This window comes from Pseudomonas sp. s4, from assembly GCF_046764235.1.
Lineage (GTDB): Bacteria > Pseudomonadota > Gammaproteobacteria > Pseudomonadales > Pseudomonadaceae > Aquipseudomonas > Aquipseudomonas asiatica.
Genome location: NZ_CP177209.1, coordinates 3,630,957 through 3,649,946 on the forward strand (window position 1 = coordinate 3,630,957; position 18,990 = coordinate 3,649,946).

Here is an 18,990-nt window from a genome sequence, read left to right on the forward strand (position 1 = left end):
CAGGCGAAGCGGCAAGACAGATTGGGGATAGCGGTTATTTGAAACCGATATATGAAGGCGATCGACGTCGCTGTAGGAGCGGCCTTGTGTCGCGATGGGCCGCAAAGCGGCCCCCGTTTTGGCATTGAAGCTGATATTGCCGGGGCCGCTTTGCGGCCCATCGCGACACAAGGCCGCTCCTACAGGAGTCAGGCGAACTTGGCCCGGGCCGCGTGCAGCTTCTTGTAGCTTTCGATCAGGCGCAGGTGGCGATCGAGGCCTTCGAGCTTCATGCTGGTCGGGGTCAGGCCATGGAAGCGCACGCTGCCGTCCACCGAACCCAGCACCGCGTCCATGCGCGGGTTACCGAACATGCGGCGGAAGTTGGCTTCGTAGTCGTCCATTTCAAGTTCGTCGTCCAGCAGCACTTCCAGCACCACGTTCAGCGCCTGATAGAACAGGCCGCGCTCGACGGTGTTGTCGTTGAACTGCAGGAACGCCTCGACCAGTTCCTTGGCATCCTCGAAGCGCTGCACAGCCAGGCAGATCAGCAGCTTCAGCTCGAGAATGGTCAACTGGCCCCACACCGTGTTCTCGTCGAACTCCACGCCGATCAGCGTGGTGATGGTGGTGTAGTCATCCACATCGCAGTTGTCCAGGCGCTTGAGCAGCAGCTTGAGGGAACGGTTGTCCAGGCTGTGCAGGTTGAGGATGTCGGCGCGGAACGACAAGGCGCGGTTGGTGTTGTCCCAGATCAGGTCCTCGACCGGGTAGATCTCCGAATAACCCGGCACCAGGATGCGGCAGGCGGTGGCGCCAAGATTGTCGTACACCGCCATGTACACTTCCTTGCCCAGGTCCTCAAGGATGCCGAACAAGGTCGCGGCCTCCTGCACGTTGGAATCCTCGCCGTGGCCGGAGAAGTCCCACTCGACGAACTCGAAGTCGGCCTTGGCACTGAAGAAGCGCCACGACACCACGCCACTGGAGTCGATGAAGTGCTCGACGAAGTTGTTCGGCTCGGTCAGCGCATGGCTTTCGAAGGTCGGTTGCGGCAGGTCGTTCAAACCTTCGAAGCTGCGGCCCTGCAGCAGTTCGGTGAGGCTGCGCTCCAGCGCCACTTCCAGGCTCGGGTGGGCGCCGAACGAAGCGAATACGCCGCCGGTGCGCGGGTTCATCAAGGTCACGCACATCACCGGGAACTCGCCGCCCAGCGACGCATCCTTGACCAGCACCGGGAAGCCCTGCTCTTCCAGGCCCTGGATGCCGGCGACGATGGCCGGGTACTTGGCCAGTACCTCCTGCGGCACATCCGGCAGGCACAGCTCGCCTTCGAGGATTTCGCGCTTCACGGCGCGCTCGAAGATTTCCGACAGGCACTGCACCTGCGCCTCGGCCAGGGTGTTGCCGGCGCTCATGCCGTTGCTGAGGAACAGGTTCTCGATCAGGTTGGACGGGAAGTACACCACCTGCTGGTCGGACTGGCGCACGAACGGCAACGAGCAGATGCCGCGCGCGGTGTTGCCCGAGTTGGTGTCGTACAGGTGCGAGCCACGCAGCTCGCCGTCCGGGTTGTAGATTGCCAGGCAGTGCTCGTCGAGGATCTCGGCCGGCAGCGCATCGCGCGGGCCGGGTTTGAACCACTGCTCGTTCGGGTAGTGCACGAACGGCGCGTTGGCCAGGTCCTCGCCCCAGAACTGGTCGTTATAGAAGAAGTTGCAGTTCAGCCGCTCGATGAACTCGCCCAGCGCCGAGGCCAGCGCAGCCTCCTTGGTCGCGCCCTTGCCATTGGTGAAGCACATCGGCGACTGGGCGTCGCGCACATGCAGCGACCACACGTTAGGCACGATGTTGCGCCACGAGGCGATCTCGATCTTCATCCCCAGCCCGGCGAGGATGCCCGACATGTTGGCGATGGTCTGCTCCAGCGGCAGGTCCTTGCCGGGGATGTAGGTGCTGGTGTCCGCCACCGGCATCAGCAGGCCCTGGGCATCGGCATCGAGGTTGTCGACCACTTCGATCACGAACTCGGGGCCGGTCTGCACCACCTTCTTCACGGTGCAGCGGTCGATGGAGCGCAGGATGCCCTGGCGGTCCTTCTCGGAAATGTCCTCGGGCAGCTCGACCTGAATCTTGAAGACCTGGTTGTAGCGGTTTTCCGGGTCGACGATGTTGTTCTGCGACAGGCGAATGTTTTCGGTGGGAATGTCGCGGGTCTGGCAGTACAGCTTGACGAAGTAAGCCGCGCACAAGGCCGAAGACGCCAGGAAATAGTCGAACGGCCCCGGGGCCGAGCCATCACCCTTGTAGCGGATCGGTTGGTCGGCGATCACCGTGAAGTCGTCGAACTTGGCTTCGAGACGGAGATTGTCGAGAAAATTGACCTTGATTTCCATGCGGGATTACCGTGATTTAAACGTGCAAAACGAAATTGGCCGGCATTATCCGGGTTTTCGTTGCGGAAGTCCTCCTCACCTCCAAATGCGCTTTCTTGTAGGAGCGGCCTTGTGTCGCGATGGGCCGCAAAGCGGCCCCTTACAATACTGCATGCTGCCAAGACCCCGGGGCCGCTGCGCGCCCCATCGCGACACAAGGCCGCTCCTACAGGCGATAGCGCACATCGCCGCTTGCGCATTTCACCGAATTGCTTGCCTGATCCTCTGAACCTGCCCCCGTCAGCAGACCGGCGGTCACCCCTCTGTGCTAGCGTTTCTGCACTGGGGAGCACCGTATTCCCCGATCACAAGAAACCAAGCGACAGCAACCGTTGACGGGCAGGTGAACCATGGAACTACGCATCAACCAGAAGACCTACCAGGTCGAGGCAGACGCCGACACGCCCCTGCTGTGGGTGATCCGCGACGACCTGGGGCTGACCGGCACCAAGTATGGCTGCGGCCTGGCCCAGTGCGGCGCCTGTTCGGTGCTGGTGGACGGCAACGTGGTGCGCGCCTGCGTCACCCCGGTGGCCGGCGTGGTCGGGCGCGAGGTGACCACCATCGAGGCGATCGAGGCCGATGCCGTCGGCAAACGGGTGGTCGCGGCCTGGGTCGAGCACCAGGTGGCCCAGTGCGGCTACTGCCAGTCCGGCCAGGTAATGGCGGCAACGGCGCTGCTCAAGCACACGCCCAAGCCCAGTGACGCACAGATCGAGGCAGCCATGGTCAACCTGTGCCGCTGCGGCACCTACAACGCCATCCATGCTGCCGTGCATGAGCTGGCCCAAGGGGAGAAGGCCTGATGAACACACCAGTCGATACCCCCGCCGAACTGCTCAAGCTGCAATTGGGCGAAACGGTCAACCTGTCGCGTCGGCGCTTTCTTGCCGGCACGGCTGTCGGTGCCCTGGTGCTGGGTTTCGGCCTGCCCATGGGCTCGGCCCGCGTGCAGGCAGCCGCCGCAGCAACCCCGGAGCGCGGTACCCAGGTGCCGGCGTTTCTGGAGATCCGCCCGGACGGCAAAGTACGCCTGCTCAGCCCGTTCATGGAAGGTGGCCAAGGCCCCTTCACCGCCATGGCGCAGATCGTTGGTGAAGAGCTGGACGTCGACCCGGTCAATTTCGTGGTCGACAGCGCGCCGCCCGGCGAAGCCTATGTAGTGATGGAAAACGGCATGCGCATCACCGGCGGCAGCATGTCGGTGCGCATGAGCTACCCGACCATGCGCCGCCTGGGCGCCCTCGCCCGGGCCATGCTGCTGCAGGCGGGTGCCGAGCAGCTGGGCGTGCCGGTCGAAGAACTCTCCACCACGCCGGGTCACGTGGTACATACCACGACTGGCCGCTCCATCCCCTACGGAGAACTGGCCGGGCGGGCCATGGACCTGCCAGTGCCAGACCCGGCCAGCGTCAAGCTGCGTGACCCCAGCCAGTTTCGCTGGATCGGCAAGCCGGTACGTCGCCTGGATGCCTACGACAAGTCCACCGGCAAGGCGGTGTACAGCATCGACATCAAGGTCGACGGCATGCTCCACGCTGCCGTGCAGCACGCGCCACGCCTGGGTATGACCGTCGGCAGCCTGCGCAACGAAGACCAGGTCAAGGCCATGAAGGGCGTGCATTCGGTGCATCAGTTGCCGGGCGCCGTGGCCGTGGTAGCCGAACGCTGGTGGCATGCCAAGCGCGCGGTCGAGGCCATCCAGGTTGACTGGAAGGAGCCTGCGGCCGACAGCCCGGTACGGCCGATGCCGGCCGACTTCTCCAGCGATGGCTGGCGCGAGCACCTGGCCACGGTCACGGGCCCGGCGCGCGACGACGAAAACCAGGGCGATGTGGCCGGCATGCTGGCCAATGCCAAGACCCGGGTCGAGGCAACCTACCATAACCAGTACCTCAACCACGCCCAGTTGGAGCCGCCGTCGGCACTGGCGCGCTTCAACCCGGACGGCACCCTGGAGGTGTGGCTGCCCAACCAGGCGCCGGACATGTTCCGTGACGACATTGCCAAGCGCACCGGCCTGGCCCCGGCACAGATCACCTTGCATTCGCCGTTGCTGGGCGGTTTCTTTGGCCGCCACTTCCTGTACGACTCGGCCAACCCCTACCCACAGGCCATTGCCTTGGCCAAGGCGGTCGGCCGGCCGGTGAAACTCATTTGGAGCCGCGAGGAAGAATTCCTCCGCGATGTGCTGCGCCCGGTCGCCGTGGTGAAATTCCGTGCCGGGCTGGATGCCGACGGCCTGCCGGTGGCCCTCGAAGCCGTGAGCGCCACCGAAGGCCCGACTGAGGCCCTCGCAGGCAAGCAAGGCGAAAAGCTCGACCCGACCGCGCTCGAAGGCCTGTCGGGCAAGTCCTACGCCATCGCCAACAAGCGTATCGCGCAGATCTACGTGAAAGGCCCGGCCATGCTCGGCTACTGGCGCTCGGTGGGCAACTCGCTGAATGACTTCTTCTATGAGTCGTTCCTCGACGAACTGGCCGACAAAGGCGGCAAGGACCCGTTCGAACTGCGCCTGCACCTGCTGCGCGACAACCCGCGCCTGACCAACCTGTTGCAGGCCGTCGCCGAGCTTTCCGGCGGCTGGAAGCGCGGGCCGTTCACCGCCGAGGACGGCAGCAAGCGGGCGCGTGGCGTGGCCATGGCCTCGCCGTTCGGCTCGGAGGCAGCGGTCATTGCCGAGGTATCGATCGAGAACGGCCAGGTCAAAGTGCACGACATCTGGCAGGCCATCGACCCGGGCAGCATCGTCAACCCGGCGATCATCGAGCATCAGGTCAACGGCGCCGTCGCCCTGGGCCTGTCGCAGACACTGCTGGAAGAAGCGGTGTACGTGGATGGCAAGCCGCGCGCGCGCAACTACGACCTGTACCCGATCTTGCCGCCATCGCGCATGGCCAGGGTGCATGTGCGCATTGTCGAAAGCGGGGCGAAGATGGGCGGCATCGGCGAGCCACCGTTGCCCGCGGTGGCACCGGCGGTAGCCAACGCAGTCGCGCAGCTGTCCGGCCAGCGCGTGCGCAGCCTGCCATTGAGCCGCCATACCTTCAGCTGAGCACACAAGGACGCCCCATGACCCATCGTTTCGCAAGAACCGCTGGCTGGCTGGCGCTGCCGTGCCTGGTCGCGGCAGGCCTGCTGGCCTGGTACGTCACCCGCGAGCCTGCCTCGCCATTTGCCGATGCGCAGGCCACCACCGCGGACCCGGCGCTGGTCAGCCGTGGCGAGTACGTAGCCCGCCTCAGCGACTGCGTGGCCTGCCACAGCCTGGCGGACGGCAAACCGTTCGCCGGCGGGCTGGAAATGGCCACCCCGCTGGGGGCGATCCACGCCACCAACATCACCCCCGACCGCGACACCGGCATCGGTGGCTACAGCCTGGCCGACTTCGACCGTGCCGTGCGCCACGGCGTAGCCCCCGGTGGCCGACGGCTGTACCCGGCCATGCCCTACCCGTCCTACGCCAAGCTCAGCGATGACGATGTAAAGGCGCTGTATGCCTTTTTCATGCAAGGCGTGCAGCCGGTGCAACAGGCCAACCTGGCCAGCGACATTCCCTGGCCGCTGAACCTGCGTTGGCCCATCGCCTTGTGGAACGGCCTGTTCGCCGCCACCACGCCCTACACCAACCAGGCCGGGCAGGATGCCCAGTGGAACCGCGGCGCCTACATCGTCCAGGGCCCTGGCCACTGTGGCAGCTGCCATACGCCGCGTGGCCTGGCCTTCAACGAAAAGGCCCTGGATGACAGCGGCAAGCCGTTCCTCGCTGGTGCCCTGCTCGATGGCTGGTATGCACCGAGCCTGCGTGCCGACCCCAACACCGGGCTGGGGCGCTGGAGCGAAGCCGAGATCGCGCAGTTCCTCAAGACCGGGCGCAACCGGCATGCGGTGGTATTCGGCTCGATGACCGAGGCATTCAACAACTCCACGCAGTTCATGAGTGACGACGACCTGGCCGCCATCGCCCGCTACCTGAAGTCGCTGCCCGGCGACCCGCAACGCGACGGTGCGCCGTGGCAATACCAGGCCGAAACGACGGCGGCGCGGCTCGACAGCCCTGGGGCGCATACCTATGTAACCCGCTGTGCGTCGTGCCACGGCATGGACGGCAAGGGCCAGGCCGAATGGATGCCGCCTTTGGCCGGCGCTACTTCGGCACTGGCCAAGGAAGACGCCTCGGCGATCAACATCACCCTCAATGGTTCGCAGCGGGTGGTGACGGCCGGGTTGCCCGATGCCTATCGCATGCCGGCCTTCCGTGAGCAACTGAGTGACCAGGAAATTGCTGATGTGCTGGGTTTCGTGCGCAGTGCCTGGGGGAACAATGGTGGCGCGGTGAATGCGCAGGCGGTGAGCAAGTTGCGTGGGCATACCGACCCGGCCAGCAGTAGCCCGATCATTTTGCACATGCGCTGAATTTTGGTGGCTGTACCGGAGTCCCCATGGAAAGCATCGACCTGCTGGTCCTTCGCACCACCCGAGACTGGCTCGCCGCCGGCCATCGCACCCTGCTCGCCACGGTCGCCCGCACCTGGGGTTCCTCCCCCCGCCCGGTGGGCTCGATGATGGCCCTGCGCAGCGACGGCCGTGTGGTTGGCAGTGTCTCTGGCGGCTGCATCGAGGACGACCTCATTCACCGCTACACCAGTGCCTACGCCGGCCCCGGCATGCCCAGCGGCCTGCCCCAGGTGGTGCGCTATGGTGTCAGTGCCGACGAGGCCCACCGCTTCGGCCTGCCCTGTGGCGGCACCCTCGAACTGGTGCTGGAATTCGCCCCGTCGCTGCCACACCTCGAACAATTGCTCGCCGGCCTCGACGGCGGCAGCCTGGTACGGCGTGGGCTCGACCTGCGCAGCGGCAAAGCCAGCCTCAGCGCCACCACCACGCCCGAGCTGTTCAGCTTCGATGGCCAGCACATGCTCAGCACCCTCGGCCCCGGCTACCGCCTGCTGTTGATCGGTGCCGGCGCGCTGGCCGAATACCTGGCGACCATGGCCCTGTTCAATGGCTTCAGCGTTTCACTGTGCGACCCGCGCCCCGAGTACACGGCAGGCTGGAACGTTGCCGGCGTCAACCACCTTGCCGGCATGCCGGACGACGTCGTCCGCGCCTTTGCCCCGGACCTGCGCAGCGCCATCGTCGCTGTCAGCCACGACCCCAAGCTGGACGACCTGGCACTGCTCGAAGCGCTGCACAGCCCGGCGTTCTATATCGGTGCCATCGGCTCACGGCGCAACAGCCAGCTGCGCCGCGAGCGCCTGATCGAACACTTTGGCGAAAGCGAAGCGTCGTTGCGGCGCCTGCACGGCCCTATCGGCATTTATATCGGTAGCAAGACCCCGGCCGAGATTGCCGTCAGCGTCATGGCCGAGATCCTCGCGGCGAAGAACGATGTCACCCTGCCCGGCGCAGTCAGCGTGACCCGGGCCAAGGAAGCCGAGCAACTGGCCCGGTCCCTGTAGGAGCGGCCTTGTGTCGCGATGGGGCGCGAAGCGGCCCCGGCGATATCTGCGGCGAAGCTGAAAACAGGGGCCGCTGCGCGCCCCATCGCGACACAAGGCCGCTCCTACAAGGGACCGCATACCAGGCTGCTATTGCCAACGCTCCAGGTTTTGCTGCAGCAGTTGCTCCGGCAATGCCCCGGCAACGATCTTTTCCATCTCCCTTGTCAGTGCCTCACGCAGCTTCGGCTGATTGCAGGGCGAGTCATGCGAAAGCGCCAGGTACAGCCCTTCGCTGGATACCGGTGGCTCCAGCACCTGTAAATTGTCGGCAATCCCCAAGGTGCGTGCCAGCGCCAAGCCGGGATACTGCTCGTACACCACGTAATCGCTGCGCTTGTGCATCAACTTCTCGAATGCCTGCCTGGCACCGGGTACCGCTTCGAGGGTGAGGTTGGTCCTGGCGTAGTCGTCGAACTGCTGGCCGTGGCTGTTGTTGACCAGCGTGCCGCCTTTGCGGCCCTTCAGGTCGGCCCATTGCTGGTAGGCAAAGGTATTGTCCTGGCGCACCCAGATAACACTTGGGGTATACAGGAATGCCGGGGTAATGAAGTCCATCTGCTGCTGACGGGTCTTGGTCAGAAAGTACCCGGCCATCAGGTCGATCCGGCCCGTGCGCACTTCTTCCTGGGCGCGCGACCACGGCCCGCCGTAGACCACCTCGATTTCCAGCCCCAGTTGCTTGCCCAGGTACTTGAGCAGATCGGCATTGGCACCGATCAGTTGCTGGGGGTTTTGCGGGTCGCGCCACAGGTAGGGGGGGTATTCCGGGTTGCCGGTGGCAGTCAGCCGCCGGCATTCCTCATGCGCTACCGCCGCCAGCGGCAGCAGCAGGCACGGCAACAGCAGCAAGGCGTGGCGAAAGCAGCGCTCGATCATCGACAACCCTCGGCACATGTGACATCCGCAGACCCGGAGCGGTGGCCAATGGTTGCCACGTCCTGTGGTCGACTGCAGCACCCATCTGTGCGTGCTGCAGACAGTCTGGACCATGTATGGCCATCAGGTTGGCCTTTTATCGGCCAGATGGAGCGCCCCTCGTACTTCAGGCCCCCTGCCGGCGCATCGCCAGGATCGCCGCGCCAAAGCCGATAAAGGTGGTGCCCACCACCCGGCTCACCCAGCGCGACAGGGACGGCCGGGTCAGCACGCCCTTGGCCCGCGCCGCCAGTGCGGCATACAGGCTCAGCGAAACCAGCGACAACGCTACGAATATCCCGGTCAGGATCAGGAACTGCGGCAACAGCGCCGCCCCCTGGTCGATGAACTGCGGGAACAGCGCGGTGAAGAACATGGTCGCCTTGGGGTTGGTCACTGCCGTGAGGAAGGCCGACTTGTATAGCTTCAGCGGCGTGGGCCGAACCTTGGCCACACCCTCTGCGTCGCCCTGCGCCAGCATCGGGCTCTTTTTCAGCAATTGCCGCGCGCCCAGATAGAACAGGTAGCCCGCCCCCAGGATCTTCACGGCGTTGAACAGCATTTCGGAACTGGCCAGCAGCGCGCCCAGCCCCAGCATGGCGGCTGCCGACAGGCAGAACAGGCCCGAGCCATTGCCCAGCGACGACCAGATCGCGCTGCGCTGGCCATGGGCAAGGCTGTTGTTGATGGCCATCAGGGTGGCAGGGCCGGGGCTGGCGATCGCGATGGCAGCGACCAGGGTAAAGGCAAACAGCGAGTGAGAATCCATTTTCAGGCTCGTCAGACAATCAGGAAAAATTGCGCACAGGGTGCGCAGGCTCAGTCGCCATTCTGCCGTTTGGCCGCCTTCTTGGCGATAGCCTTCATCCGCGTTGCCGCCCGCTGCACGGTGGCCATCTTCTCGGGGCGCTTCATGCCCCGCCATTTGCGAATTTCGTCACGGCTGCGACCGCAGCTCACGCACAGCTCGCTATTGAGCTGGCACAGCGAGACGCAGGGGTTGTCGATGTCTTTGGCCATGCCGCCACTCAGCCGGGCATTTCAGCCTGCGCGCGCTCGGCGGCGGCGTGGAACACCTGGCGTACTTCTTCGGCCTTGACCTTGGTGACCGACCTGGCAGCCAGCAGCTCGTCGACCACGCGCAAGCCCTGTTCCAGGGCGGTGGCCAGTTGCTCGAGGTCGGAGGCGTCAGCGATATCACCCAGATAAGGAGCGATGAGATACACGTAACGGTCCTGCAGCTTGAGCGCTTCCAGCGCGTCGAGGGCTTTCTGGAACCGATCGGCAGCGGCAGGGCTCATGCTCAATTTATCGAAATGAATCAGGCTCACACGGTCAGTGGCCATCTGGACGAATCTCCGTTTCCTGGTACGGCCAGGCCCACAAGCGGCAGCGCTTCTACGATGCCCGGATGTGCAGGCCTGGGTAATGCCCACAGGGTACCAGAACCCGAGGCAGAAAGGGCCATCGCCCCCAGAACTAAAAGTATCTGGCAGGTCGCGCAATGGACGTCCCGGGGCGTTATCGGGACAGGAGCCGCCGTTTAGTGCGCAGGATAATCCCGCCAGCAATCTCCCCGCCGAGGCAGTCATCGAACTCGGTAGCCCACACAAAACTACAAGCCTGCACCAGCCGGTAAGCCAGAAAGGGGCCTCATCATTCATGGCAAAGGAACACATCACCGAAACGCTCGACCTTGGCGTGACGGATCCCTCGAAAACCGCGGAAGCACGCCAGGACCGGCGTTTCGAGGGCAAGCTCGACTGGATCGTCTTTGGTTTCACCAGCCTCCTGGCCATCGCTTTCGTCCTCTGGGGCTTCCTCAACCAGGCAAGCCTCGCCAGCAGCGCCTCCAGCGCGCAATCCTGGGTCATTCTCAACTTCGGCTGGTTCTTCGTGCTTACCTCCACGCTGTTCGTGGTGTTCGTGCTGTGGCTCGCCGCCAGCCGGTACGGTCGGGTCCCGCTGGGCCGTGATGGCGAACAGCCAGAATTCCGCACGGTGTCCTGGGTGGCGATGATGTTCAGCGCCGGCATGGGCATTGGCCTGATGTTCTTCGGCGTTGCCGAACCGCTGTCGCACTATGTATCGCCACCACCAGGGACGGCCACCGGGCAGTCCAGCGAAGCGATGCAGGTGGCCATGGCCACAACGTTGTTCCACTGGACCCTGCACCCCTGGGCCATGTACGCCATCGTCGGCCTGGTGATTGCCTATGGCACCTTCCGCCGCGGCCGCTCGCAGCTGATTTCCGCCGCCTTCCGGCCGTTGATCGGCAAGCATGCCAACGGCCCGCTCGGCCGCCTGATCGACATGATGGCGATCTTCGCCACGCTGTTCGGCTCGGCGGCCTCGCTGGGCCTGGGCGCGCTGCAGATTGCCGGTGGCCTGGAATACAACGGCTGGATCGAAAGCCCCGGCAAGCTGTTCTACATCTCGATCATCACCCTGCTGACCATTGCCTTCGTTACCTCGGCGGTGTCGGGCATCGGCAAGGGCATCCAGTGGCTGTCCAACACCAACATGGTGCTGGCGCTGGTGCTGGCGGTGTTCGTGTTCATGGTCGGCCCGACCCTGCTGATGCTCAACCTGCTGCCAACCTCGATCGGCATCTACGTCAAGATGCTGCCGGAAATGATGGCCCGTACCAACGCCAGCGGCGGTGAACAGATGAACAACTGGCTGGCCGGCTGGACCGTATTCTACTGGGCCTGGTGGATTTCCTGGACGCCGTTCGTGGGCATGTTCATCGCCCGCATCAGCCGCGGCCGCACCATCCGCCAGTTCGTTACCGGGGTGCTGCTGGTACCGAGCCTGGTCAGCCTGGTGTGGTTCACCATCTTTGGCGGCGCGGGTATCGACGCCCTGCGTGAAGGCGCCTTCCAGCTGGCCAATGGTGCGGTCAACAGCAACCACGCGCTGTACCAGTTGCTGGACAGCTACCCGCTGGCCTCGGCGACATCAGTGCTGGTGATGGTTCTGGTGGGTATCTTCTTCGTCTCCGGTGCCGACGCGGCCTCGCTGGTGATGGGCACGCTGTCGGAACACGGCACCACCACGCCATCGCGGCGTACGGTGATCTTCTGGGGTGCGCTGACCGGTACGGTGGCGGCGATCATGCTGGCAATCGGCGACCCGCGCGACCCCGGCGAGGCACTGACCGGCCTGCAGAACCTGACCATCGTCGTGGCCCTGCCGTTCGTGGTGGTGATGATGCTGCTGTGCCTTGCGCTGTACCGCGACCTGCGCAAGGACCCGATGATGCTGCGCCACCTGCGCGGCAACGAACTGATCGAGAAGGCCGTGTTGTATGGCGCGGTGAAGCATGGCGAAGAGTTCTACATCGTGGTGCAGGAGAAGAAGACTTCGACCAAGCCGGCGTCGGCAGAGGCCGAAGTGACCGGCAACTGACCTGGCAAGTTTGTGGAATCGGGGGCTGCTGCGCAGCCCCCGATCAAGATGCCTTCACTGCCGTGATCAGCCCTTCAACGCCGCCTCTATCCTGGCCACATCGATCTTGCCCATCTGCATCATGGCATCAAACGCCCGCTTGGCCGCCGCCCGGTCGGGGTGGCCGATGGCTTCGATGAGGATGCGCGGGGTGATCTGCCACGAAATCCCCCATTTATCCTTGCACCAGCCGCAGACACTGGCCTCCCCGCCGTTGCCGACAATGGCATCCCACAAGCGGTCGGTCTCGGCCTGGTCCTCGGTGCTGACCTGGAATGAAAACGCCTCGCAATGCGTGAAGGCCTTGCCTCCGTTGAGCCCCACGCAGGGAATACCCATGACGCTGAACTCCACGGTAATCACGTCACCCTGTTTCCCGGATGGATAATCAGCAGGTGCCTGATGCACCGCTATCACTGTCGTGTCAGGGAAGACGCTGGCGTAAAAGTTCGCGGCCTCCTCGGCGTCGTTGTCGTACCAGAGGCAGATTGTGTTCTTGGCTGTCATGGTCTTGTTCCAAGAAAGGGTCTGAGCCTTTGAGTCTAGTCTCACAGTCGCCGGTTGAAGTCCTGCAACATCCTGCAGACATTTCCGACATCAGGTAGTGAACCTGCTGACAAAAAAACGGTCTTTCGCTGACGGTCAACCCACCGACCGGTTCATCGGCCCAGTCACCGGGCCTACTTTTTGTCCTGTTTCAGCGAAGACCCAACATGCCCGATTCCCGCCCAACTGCTTCCGCCCTCACTGCCCTGCGCGGCGGCCTGATCGCCACCCTGGTGGCCCTTGCCGCACCGGTGCACGCCGAAGAGCCTGCCAGCGATGCACGCTGGGTCAGCGACAGCCTGAGCACATACGTGCGCAGCGGCCCCACCGATGGCCACCGCATTGTCGGTACGCTCAAGTCCGGGCAGAAGCTGACCCTGATCGGCAGCCAGGGCAACTACAGCCAGGTGCGCGGGCAGAACGGCGATGTGGTGTGGATTCTCAGCAACGACCTGCAGTCGGTGCCAGGCCAGGGCGAGCGCCTGCCGCAGCTCGATGCCCAGGTCGCGGACCTGACCGGGCAGCTGAAGAACATCGACGACAGCTGGAAGAATCGCGTACAGGGCATGCAGGAAACCCTCGATTCACGCAAGAAGCTGATCGACGAACTGGAAGCACGCAACAAGGCGCTGAATGAACAGCTCGACCAGAGCCAGTCGCAGCTGCGCGATACCCAGGCACGCCTGGGGGACGAGAACAAGCAGGTGATGATGCGCTACATGGTGTATGGCGGCAGCATTGCCGGCGCGGGCTTGCTGGCGGGGCTGATCCTGCCGTCGCTGACCCGTGGGCGCAGGAAGAACGATCGCTGGTTCTGAAGACGGCGCCAGCCTGCGCTGGCCTCTTCGCGGGTAAACCCGCTCCCACAGTAACCACGCTGGCCTTGAGCCTGTTGGAGATACTGTAGGAGCGGGTTTACCCGCGAAGAGGCCAGCAAGGGCTTACTTGCTACGTGCCTTGTTGTAAATAGTCTTGGCTTGGTCCGCCGAGGCCTGACACTGAGTCATATCGCCCTTGCTCTGAGCATCCTTGGCATTTTGCAAGTGGACTTTGAAGTCATGGGCCATGCCGCCATGCATTGCCTGGCCACTGGCCTTTTCGAAATCCTCAAGCTCCTTGATCTTGGCCGCACAGTTGCTCGCCGGGTCTGCGTGTGCGGCAAAACTGAGGACCGAGGCAATCACCAGCAAAGGTATGCATTTAGTGGATTTCATGGAGCGTTCTCCTGGAAAACCTGAGGGGTCGTCGAGATGACACTGGCTCGACGCAGCAAACAGCATAGTCGGCCATACGCCCCGGCGCCTCGGCTCAGCCCGGGGGCTATGCCCCCTCGGCAAACAGGAAATCGATGAACACCCGCACCCGCAACGGCATGTGCCGGGCCTGGGGGTAGATCAGCATGAACGGCCGCGAGGTGCCGCCAAACTCGGCGAGTACTTCCACCAGTTCGCCACTGGCCAGTGCGTCCTGCACGGTAAAGCGGTAAGCCTGCATCAGCCCGCCGCCGTGGCGCACCAGCGTGGCGGTGGCGAGGAAGTCGCCCAGGCAGGTGAACCCACCCTGGGTTTCGATCTCCACCTGCTGGCCATCCTGAAGGAAGCTCCACGGCGGGCGGCGGCCACTGCTGGGCAGTTCGAACTGGATGCACTCATGTTGCAGCAAGTCGTGCGGTGTTCGTGGCGTGCCGGCACGGGCCAGGTAGCCCGGCGTGGCCACCACCACCAGTTCGGCATCTTCCAGGCGACGCGCCACCAGCCGCGAATCGGCCGGCTCGCGGCCACGAATGGCCAGGTCGAACGGCTCCTCGGCAAAGTCGACGTTGCGGTTGCTGACATGCACATCCACCTGCACCTTGGGGTAGCGCTGGCGAAACCGCGGCAGCAGCGGCAACAGCCGGTGATGAGCATAGGGCGTGGGTGCACTGATACGCAGCAGACCGCTCGGCTCGACCTGCCCGCCCGTGACCTGGCGCTCGGCCTCCACCAACTGCCCCAGTGCCTGCCGGCATTGCTGATAGTAGGCCTGGCCGGCTGCGGACAGGCGCATCTGCCGGGTGGTGCGGACGAACAGGCGCACACCCAGGCGCTCTTCCAGGCGCGCCACGCTGCGGCTGACCGCCGCCGGGGTAACGCCGGCTTCCGTGGCCGCAGCGGTGAAGCTGCCGCTGTCGGCGGCCAGGCAGAACAGTTCCAGGCTGCCCAGTTGCAGGTCATCGAAATGGCGGGTCATGTCGGCTCGATTGATTACATGATGTATCGATTGAAATGCCCAGCGCCTCATTTTTCAAGTGCTGATTGCAACCTACAGTGGCTTCACACCGAGCCCATGGCTCACTTCACTGGAGATTATGCACATGCACATGAACACGCCACGCACCGTCATCATTACCGGGGCCTCGAGCGGCCTGGGTTTCGCCCTGGCCGAGGCCTTCCTCGAACGCGGCGACAACGTGGTCGGCAACGCCCGCAGCCAGGCCCGCCTTGAGCAAGCCGCCGCCCGCCTCGGCAACCCATCGCGCTTCATCGGCGTGGCTGGCGACATCGCCGAGCAGGGCACGGCCCAGCGCCTGTTCGCCAGCGCCGAGCAAGCCTTTGGCGGGGTCGACCTGCTGATCAACAACGCCGGCATCTTCATTGCCAAGCCGTTTGCCGAGTACAGCGAAGCGGATGTCGACGCCCTGGTCGGCACCAACCTCAAGGGCTTCTTCTACCCGGCCCAGGAAGCGGCGCGGATCATGACCAGGCAAGGGCATGGGCAGATCATCGCCATCACCGCCTCCATTGCCTTGCAACCGGACACCCGCGTGCCGGCCCTGCTGCCGGTACTGGTCAAGGGTGGCCTGAACCAGGCGGTGAAAGGCCTGGCACTTGAACTGGCAGCCAGCGGCGTGCAGGTGAATGCGGTGGCACCGGGGATCATCGATACACCGCTGCATGGCGGCAATACGCAAGGCATGGGCGCGCTGTCACCCAGCGGCCGCACCGGCTCGCCACAGGATGTCGTGGATGCAGTGTTGTACCTGGCCGACTCACGCTTCGTCAGCGGCGTGATCCTGCCGGTGGATGGCGGTAGCACCGCTGGCACCTGGCATTGAACAGAGGAGCGAGCAACCATGCCTTATGTCCATATTCGCGTGACCGATGAAGGCGTCAGTGCTGAGCACAAGCGCCAACTGATCGAACAGACGACCCGCATGCTGGAGCAGGTGCTGGGCAAGCCGCCGGCCAGTACCTTTGTGGTGATCGAGGAGGTGCCAACCGATAACTGGGGGGTTGGCGGCGAGACAGTGACTGCGGTGCGGGCCCGAGAGCGGGGTTGAAGCTTGGGGCCGCTGTGCGGCCCTTTCGCGACACAAGGCCGCTCCTACAAGAGGTCGCGTTCCCATGTGAGCGGCCTTGTGTCGCGAAAGGGCTGCAAAGCAGCCCCCAGGGCCCTCACTGGCGCAACCGCTCCAACGCCTGCAACACATACCCCGTGGCCCGCTCCACCTGCCCTTCCCGGCAGGCAATGCCCAGTTGCCGCCACAACCCCGGCCGCAGCGGCCGGCGGGCAATGCGCCGGTCCAGCTCGGCCGACTCCCCCTCCTGCGGCAGCAATGTCGCTCCATACCCGGCCCCGACCAGGCTCTTGATCGCATCGTTGTAGTTCAGCTCGATTCGCGGCTCAGGGTACAACCCCGCTGCCGCGAACCACTCGCCGGTCACCCGCGAAAGCTGGGTGCTGCTGTCGTTGAGGATCAACGCCCGCTGCGCCAGCCAGGCCGGCGTAACCTTGGCCGGTGGCTGCCAGTCGGCCGGCACGTAGGCCAGGATCGGGTCGCGCCGCCAGGGCGTAACCGCAAGCCCTTTACCAGACACCTGTGGCAAGGCCACCAGGCCGATATCCAGCGTGCCCTCGCGCAAGCGCGCCAGCGAGGCCTGGGAGGTCAGCACCTGGACCTGCACATCGATCCCTGGGTGCACCGTACGCAGGTGCTCCAGCGCCTGCGGCAGCAAGTGGGCGATGGCACCGGTGGAGGCGCCCAGGCGCACCCGGCCGGTCAGGCCCTCGACCTGCCGGCGCACTTCATCCAGCGCCAGGTCGGCGTCGGCCAGCAGGCGCCGGGCACGGGCCAGCAGGGTTTCGCCGATGACCGTGGGCCGCACCTGGCCGCGGGTGCGGGTGAGCAACGGTGCGCCAATGCGCGCTTCCAGCTCGGCCACGTGCAGGCTGATGGAGGGCGGTGCCAGGTTGAGCTGGCGGGCGGCTTCGGCAAACGAGCCCAGGTCGGAGATGACCACCAAGGTGCGGAGGCGATCGAGGCTGATTTCGCGCATGGGCCAATCTCGTTCAGAAAAGATGAATATATCGATCATCATATTCAAATTTTCTTTACCAGAGCCACAAGCGAGCATAGGCCATCCCTACCCGACCGGACTTTGACCATGCACACACCTGTTGTCTTCATCGACGGTGACCAAGGCACCACCGGCCTGCAGATCCATGCCCGGCTGCAAGGCCGCAGCGATCTGCGCCTGCTGACCCTGCCCGAAGCCGAACGCAAAGACCCGCAACGCCGCCGCGAGGCAATCAACAGCGCCGACATCGCCCTGCTGTGCCTGCCCGACGATGCTGCCCGCGAGGCCGTGGCGGCGATCCACAACCCGCAAGTGCGGGTGATCGACGCAAGCTCCGCGCACCGCACCAGCCCAGGCTGGGTCTATGGCCTGCCGGAGCTCGACGAGCAGCAAGCCGAGCGCATCGCGCAGAGCAAGCGCGTCAGCAACCCCGGCTGCTACCCCACCGGCGCCATCGCCCTGTTGCGCCCACTGGTCAAGGCCGGCCTGCTGCCAGCGGACTACCCGCTGAACATCCACGCCATCTCCGGCTATTCCGGTGGTGGCCGCGCCGCAGTCGAACGGCATGAACAGCCCGCCGCCGGCAAAACCCCGGCCCTGCAACTGTACGGCCTGGAACTGGCGCACAAGCATGTGCCGGAAATCCAGCAGCACGCCGGGCTGTCGGCGCGGCCGATGTTCATGCCCGGTTACGGTGCCTACCGCCAGGGCATCGTGCTGAGCATCCCGCTGCAGTTGCGCCTGCTGCCCGGCCAGGTCAGTGCCGAACAGCTGCAGGCCTGCCTGCAGCAGCACTACCAGGGTGCCCGCCACGTCCAGCTGATGCCCCTGCACCAGCACGGCGCGGCGTCGAACCTCGACCCCGAGGCGTTGAACGACAGCAACGACCTGCGCCTGGCGCTTTACGCCAACCCTGAGCATGGTCAGGTGCTGCTGACCGCAGTGTTCGACAACCTCGGCAAAGGTGCCTCCGGTGCGGCGGTGCAGAACCTCGACCTGATGCTCGGTGCATTGCAGGTACAAGGCTGATCGACAAAAACGGTTAGACTGTACAGCCCGCGCCCGCATGGCGCGGGCCGTCCATCTACCCGCCGGAGCCCGCCCCCCGATGTTCATCCTGAGCCGCCTCGACAGCGTGCCGCCTGAATCTTTCCAGAACCAGATCCGCGAACTGGTGATCCACCACGTCGGCGAACTGAGCAGTGTCGCCATCAGCGCCGACAACCCGCTGTACCCGCTGTACCAGTACGGCGTTGGCATGGAAGTGCACCAGTACCTGCAAGCACTGGACGGCACCCGAGGCCTGGCCGTGGCGCTGACCCTGGCGCTGGATGCCGAAGAGCCGGACCAATTGCTGGGGTTTGCCCTGTCGCTGCCGGCCGAGGACGATGAACAGGCTTGCGCCCTGGCGTTCCTGGCCGTGCGCGCCAGCCATCGTCGCCAGGGCATCGCCCGCGCCCTGCTGGGCGACCTGCAGGCACGCCATGCCTGCGTCGAGCTGAATGCCTTTGCCAGCCAGGTACCGTGGTTCGAGGCGATGGGCATGCAAGTGGTGGCCGCCAATGGGCCGCAGGTACTGATGAGTAGTACCGGGCGGGCTAGCGGCGCGCTGATCGGGCGACTGGATATTGCGCCGATCTACCAGACGGCGGAAGTGATGCAGATCCATACCTACCTGCTCAACCAGCAGGGTGAGGATGCGATGATCGAAGCGGAACAGATGCGGGATGAGCGGCTGGACGAACTGACCGCTCAGGCCCAGGAGTGTGTACGGCAGCGCAAGACCGTGCATTGATCCAAGGGCCTGTTCGCGGGCTTGCCCGC

At 64.6% G+C, this 18,990-nt stretch carries 19 protein-coding genes; 10 read left to right on the forward strand and 9 right to left on the reverse strand.

Going from position 1 to position 18,990, the window contains the following annotated elements; translation table 11 throughout:
- Nucleotides 1-188 precede the first annotated feature (188 nt).
- Nucleotides 189-2,375, reverse strand: coding sequence for an OsmC domain/YcaO domain-containing protein (locus tag ACK56M_RS16870; RefSeq protein ID WP_013973003.1), 2,187 nt, complete (start codon nt 2,373-2,375; stop codon nt 189-191).
- 389 nt (nt 2,376-2,764) lie between these two features.
- Between ACK56M_RS16870 and ACK56M_RS16875 the strand changes: the two genes are divergently transcribed.
- The 4 genes from ACK56M_RS16875 to ACK56M_RS16890 are packed head-to-tail and all read left to right on the forward strand — an operon-like array spanning nt 2,765 to nt 7,876.
- Entirely contained in the window at nt 2,765-3,220 is a 456-nt protein-coding gene (locus ACK56M_RS16875) for a (2Fe-2S)-binding protein (RefSeq protein WP_003259224.1), read from the forward strand.
- Nucleotides 3,220-5,469: a xanthine dehydrogenase family protein molybdopterin-binding subunit gene (locus ACK56M_RS16880; protein WP_015270709.1), complete on the forward strand. Its 2,250-nt coding sequence runs from the start codon at nt 3,220-3,222 to the stop codon at nt 5,467-5,469. Before ACK56M_RS16875 ends, ACK56M_RS16880 begins: the two co-directional genes overlap by 1 nt.
- A gap of 17 nt (nt 5,470-5,486) precedes the next feature.
- Complete coding sequence (locus ACK56M_RS16885) at nt 5,487-6,830, forward strand: c-type cytochrome (protein WP_015270710.1); 1,344 nt, start codon at nt 5,487-5,489, stop codon at nt 6,828-6,830.
- Between the two features lie 26 nt (nt 6,831-6,856).
- A complete protein-coding gene (locus ACK56M_RS16890; RefSeq protein ID WP_015270711.1) occupies nt 6,857-7,876 on the forward strand; it encodes an XdhC family protein in 1,020 nt (339 codons plus the stop codon).
- A 129-nt stretch (nt 7,877-8,005) separates the two neighbouring features.
- Here ACK56M_RS16890 and ACK56M_RS16895 read toward each other — a convergent pair whose 3' ends face one another.
- The 4 genes from ACK56M_RS16895 to ACK56M_RS16910 form a co-directional block, all read right to left on the reverse strand.
- Nucleotides 8,006-8,794, reverse strand: coding sequence for a substrate-binding periplasmic protein (locus ACK56M_RS16895; RefSeq protein WP_015270712.1), 789 nt, complete (start codon nt 8,792-8,794; stop codon nt 8,006-8,008).
- A gap of 166 nt (nt 8,795-8,960) precedes the next feature.
- On the reverse strand, nt 8,961-9,602 hold the full coding sequence (locus ACK56M_RS16900) for a LysE family translocator (protein WP_015270713.1): 642 nt from the start codon (nt 9,600-9,602) through the stop codon (nt 8,961-8,963).
- A 50-nt stretch (nt 9,603-9,652) separates the two neighbouring features.
- Complete coding sequence (locus tag ACK56M_RS16905) at nt 9,653-9,853, reverse strand: DUF1289 domain-containing protein (protein ID WP_003259230.1); 201 nt, start codon at nt 9,851-9,853, stop codon at nt 9,653-9,655.
- 8 nt (nt 9,854-9,861) lie between these two features.
- Nucleotides 9,862-10,179, reverse strand: a complete 318-nt coding sequence (locus ACK56M_RS16910) for a hypothetical protein (protein WP_054572574.1) — start codon at nt 10,177-10,179, stop codon at nt 9,862-9,864.
- Between the two features lie 316 nt (nt 10,180-10,495).
- Between ACK56M_RS16910 and ACK56M_RS16915 the strand changes: the two genes are divergently transcribed.
- A complete protein-coding gene (locus ACK56M_RS16915) occupies nt 10,496-12,244 on the forward strand; it encodes a BCCT family transporter (RefSeq protein ID WP_411958801.1) in 1,749 nt (582 codons plus the stop codon).
- 66 nt (nt 12,245-12,310) lie between these two features.
- Here the strand turns inward: ACK56M_RS16915 and ACK56M_RS16920 are convergent, their stop codons facing one another.
- On the reverse strand, nt 12,311-12,790 hold the full coding sequence (locus ACK56M_RS16920; protein WP_015270715.1) for a VOC family protein: 480 nt from the start codon (nt 12,788-12,790) through the stop codon (nt 12,311-12,313).
- A 206-nt stretch (nt 12,791-12,996) separates the two neighbouring features.
- Between ACK56M_RS16920 and ACK56M_RS16925 the strand changes: the two genes are divergently transcribed.
- Nucleotides 12,997-13,647, forward strand: a complete 651-nt coding sequence (locus tag ACK56M_RS16925) for a TIGR04211 family SH3 domain-containing protein (protein WP_015270716.1) — start codon at nt 12,997-12,999, stop codon at nt 13,645-13,647.
- Nucleotides 13,648-13,770: 123 nt separating this feature from the next.
- Here the strand turns inward: ACK56M_RS16925 and ACK56M_RS16930 are convergent, their stop codons facing one another.
- Complete coding sequence (locus tag ACK56M_RS16930) at nt 13,771-14,043, reverse strand: hypothetical protein (protein WP_013973013.1); 273 nt, start codon at nt 14,041-14,043, stop codon at nt 13,771-13,773.
- Between the two features lie 106 nt (nt 14,044-14,149).
- On the reverse strand, nt 14,150-15,058 hold the full coding sequence (locus tag ACK56M_RS16935) for a LysR family transcriptional regulator (RefSeq protein ID WP_054572572.1): 909 nt from the start codon (nt 15,056-15,058) through the stop codon (nt 14,150-14,152).
- Between the two features lie 130 nt (nt 15,059-15,188).
- Here ACK56M_RS16935 and ACK56M_RS16940 point away from each other — a divergent pair, with 130 nt between their 5' ends.
- Together ACK56M_RS16940 and ACK56M_RS16945 are read left to right on the forward strand one after the other, a co-directional pair.
- A complete protein-coding gene (locus tag ACK56M_RS16940; protein ID WP_054572571.1) occupies nt 15,189-15,923 on the forward strand; it encodes an SDR family NAD(P)-dependent oxidoreductase in 735 nt (244 codons plus the stop codon).
- An 18-nt stretch (nt 15,924-15,941) separates the two neighbouring features.
- On the forward strand, nt 15,942-16,148 hold the full coding sequence (locus ACK56M_RS16945; protein WP_039615259.1) for a tautomerase family protein: 207 nt from the start codon (nt 15,942-15,944) through the stop codon (nt 16,146-16,148).
- A 115-nt stretch (nt 16,149-16,263) separates the two neighbouring features.
- Here the strand turns inward: ACK56M_RS16945 and ACK56M_RS16950 are convergent, their stop codons facing one another.
- Complete coding sequence (locus ACK56M_RS16950) at nt 16,264-17,145, reverse strand: LysR family transcriptional regulator (protein ID WP_411958802.1); 882 nt, start codon at nt 17,143-17,145, stop codon at nt 16,264-16,266.
- 108 nt (nt 17,146-17,253) lie between these two features.
- Between ACK56M_RS16950 and argC the strand changes: the two genes are divergently transcribed.
- Together argC and ACK56M_RS16960 are read left to right on the forward strand one after the other, a co-directional pair.
- On the forward strand, nt 17,254-18,195 hold the full coding sequence (gene argC, locus ACK56M_RS16955) for an N-acetyl-gamma-glutamyl-phosphate reductase (protein WP_411958803.1): 942 nt from the start codon (nt 17,254-17,256) through the stop codon (nt 18,193-18,195).
- Nucleotides 18,196-18,274: 79 nt separating this feature from the next.
- Nucleotides 18,275-18,961: a GNAT family N-acetyltransferase gene (locus ACK56M_RS16960; RefSeq protein WP_013973019.1), complete on the forward strand. Its 687-nt coding sequence runs from the start codon at nt 18,275-18,277 to the stop codon at nt 18,959-18,961.
- Nucleotides 18,962-18,990 lie beyond the last annotated feature (29 nt).

What these genes read in the sequence shown, in the direction of transcription:
- ACK56M_RS16870 (WP_013973003.1), bottom strand. Translation starts at nt 2,375, where the DNA reads ATGGAAATCAAGGTCAATTTTCTCGACAATCTCCGTCTCGAAGCCAAG.
- ACK56M_RS16875 (WP_003259224.1), top strand. Translation starts at nt 2,765, where the DNA reads ATGGAACTACGCATCAACCAGAAGACCTACCAGGTCGAGGCAGACGCC.
- ACK56M_RS16880 (WP_015270709.1), top strand. Translation starts at nt 3,220, where the DNA reads ATGAACACACCAGTCGATACCCCCGCCGAACTGCTCAAGCTGCAATTG.
- ACK56M_RS16885 (WP_015270710.1), top strand. Translation starts at nt 5,487, where the DNA reads ATGACCCATCGTTTCGCAAGAACCGCTGGCTGGCTGGCGCTGCCGTGC.
- ACK56M_RS16890 (WP_015270711.1), top strand. Translation starts at nt 6,857, where the DNA reads ATGGAAAGCATCGACCTGCTGGTCCTTCGCACCACCCGAGACTGGCTC.
- ACK56M_RS16895 (WP_015270712.1), bottom strand. Translation starts at nt 8,794, where the DNA reads ATGATCGAGCGCTGCTTTCGCCACGCCTTGCTGCTGTTGCCGTGCCTG.
- ACK56M_RS16900 (WP_015270713.1), bottom strand. Translation starts at nt 9,602, where the DNA reads ATGGATTCTCACTCGCTGTTTGCCTTTACCCTGGTCGCTGCCATCGCG.
- ACK56M_RS16905 (WP_003259230.1), bottom strand. Translation starts at nt 9,853, where the DNA reads ATGGCCAAAGACATCGACAACCCCTGCGTCTCGCTGTGCCAGCTCAAT.
- ACK56M_RS16910 (WP_054572574.1), bottom strand. Translation starts at nt 10,179, where the DNA reads ATGGCCACTGACCGTGTGAGCCTGATTCATTTCGATAAATTGAGCATG.
- ACK56M_RS16915 (WP_411958801.1), top strand. Translation starts at nt 10,496, where the DNA reads ATGGCAAAGGAACACATCACCGAAACGCTCGACCTTGGCGTGACGGAT.
- ACK56M_RS16920 (WP_015270715.1), bottom strand. Translation starts at nt 12,790, where the DNA reads ATGACAGCCAAGAACACAATCTGCCTCTGGTACGACAACGACGCCGAG.
- ACK56M_RS16925 (WP_015270716.1), top strand. Translation starts at nt 12,997, where the DNA reads ATGCCCGATTCCCGCCCAACTGCTTCCGCCCTCACTGCCCTGCGCGGC.
- ACK56M_RS16930 (WP_013973013.1), bottom strand. Translation starts at nt 14,043, where the DNA reads ATGAAATCCACTAAATGCATACCTTTGCTGGTGATTGCCTCGGTCCTC.
- ACK56M_RS16935 (WP_054572572.1), bottom strand. Translation starts at nt 15,058, where the DNA reads ATGACCCGCCATTTCGATGACCTGCAACTGGGCAGCCTGGAACTGTTC.
- ACK56M_RS16940 (WP_054572571.1), top strand. Translation starts at nt 15,189, where the DNA reads ATGAACACGCCACGCACCGTCATCATTACCGGGGCCTCGAGCGGCCTG.
- ACK56M_RS16945 (WP_039615259.1), top strand. Translation starts at nt 15,942, where the DNA reads ATGCCTTATGTCCATATTCGCGTGACCGATGAAGGCGTCAGTGCTGAG.
- ACK56M_RS16950 (WP_411958802.1), bottom strand. Translation starts at nt 17,145, where the DNA reads ATGCGCGAAATCAGCCTCGATCGCCTCCGCACCTTGGTGGTCATCTCC.
- argC (WP_411958803.1), top strand. Translation starts at nt 17,254, where the DNA reads ATGCACACACCTGTTGTCTTCATCGACGGTGACCAAGGCACCACCGGC.
- ACK56M_RS16960 (WP_013973019.1), top strand. Translation starts at nt 18,275, where the DNA reads ATGTTCATCCTGAGCCGCCTCGACAGCGTGCCGCCTGAATCTTTCCAG.